Raw genomic sequence first — 1,306 nt, 5'->3', positions numbered from 1 at the left:
ACGGTACTGTTTAATGATACGATATATTACAACATCGCATACGGTAATAATGCAGCAAGCTACGATGAAGTTATAGCAGCATCAAAAAATGCTCATATTCATGAGTTTATTAGCACGTTACCCGAAGGGTATGAGATGCAGGTAGGCGAGAGAGGCTTAAAGCTTTCGGGCGGTGAGAAACAGCGTATTGCAATTGCAAGAACCATCTTAAAAAATCCAGCAATATATGTTTTTGATGAGGCAACAAGTTCGCTTTGTTTACGGTATTTGGTTTGCCGTAACTATTTTAATAACAATGATAGTTTATGTTGGTTATACTTGCCTAATCAGTACTTGGCGTATTTCTTTCGCAAGGGAAATGAACCAAAGCGATAACACCGCCAATAATAGAGCAATCGATAGTTTACTGAATTTTGAGACTGTTAAATATTTCGGTAATGAAGAATATGAGGCGATAAAGTTTAATGAGGCTTTACAAACTTATGAAAAATCAGCTACTAAAACTGCTAACAGCCTATCGATTTTAAATATCGGGCAGGATGTTATAATATCCTTAGGGCTTGTTAGCCTTATGATACTTTCAGCAAATGCTATTAACCAAAATAAAATGACCGTCGGCGATTTAATAATGGTTAATACTTATCTATTTCAGCTATCAATCCCGCTTTCAATACTTGGCTTTGCTTATAGAGAAATTAAAAACGCTCTAGTTAGTATGGAAGATATGTTTAAGCTGCTTGATATACCAGCAGAAGTAGAGGATGCTTTGAACGCTAAGGAGCTAATTATCTTAAAAGGTGAGGTTAGTTTCGATAATGTTAGCTTTGCTTATAATCAGGAACGTCCGATTTTACATAATATAAGTTTTACGATCAAGAGCGGTAAAACTTTAGCAGTAGTCGGTAGTAGCGGGGCAGGGAAATCGACGATATCACGCTTGCTTTTTAGGTTTTACGATATTAATAGCGGCAATATTACTATTGATGGTCAGGATATAAGAGAAGTCACGCAACAATCGCTGCGTAAATCTATTGGAATTGTCCCGCAAGATACGGTACTGTTTAATGATACGATATATTACAACATCGCATACGGTAATAATGCAGCAAGCTACGATGAAGTTATAGCAGCATCAAAAAATGCTCATATTCATGAGTTTATTAGCACGTTACCCGAAGGGTATGAGATGCAGGTAGGCGAGAGAGGCTTAAAGCTTTCGGGCGGTGAGAAACAGCGTATTGCAATTGCAAGAACCATCTTAAAAAATCCAGCAATATATGTTTTTGATGAGGCAACAAGTTCGCTT

At 37.1% G+C, this 1,306-nt stretch carries 2 pseudogenes; both read left to right on the top strand.

Annotation, left to right across the window (positions count from 1 at the left end):
• Window positions 1–255: pseudogene (locus O6R16_RS07870) on the top strand (ATP-binding cassette domain-containing protein); the annotation flags it as partial.
• Window positions 254–1,306: pseudogene (locus O6R16_RS07865) on the top strand (ATP-binding cassette domain-containing protein); the annotation flags it as partial. The pseudogenes O6R16_RS07870 and O6R16_RS07865, both read left to right, overlap by 2 nt.

Source organism: Candidatus Rickettsia tasmaniensis (genome assembly GCF_036857515.1).
Lineage (GTDB): Bacteria > Pseudomonadota > Alphaproteobacteria > Rickettsiales > Rickettsiaceae > Rickettsia > Rickettsia rickettsii.
This window is presented reverse-complemented; position numbering and strand designations above follow the sequence as displayed.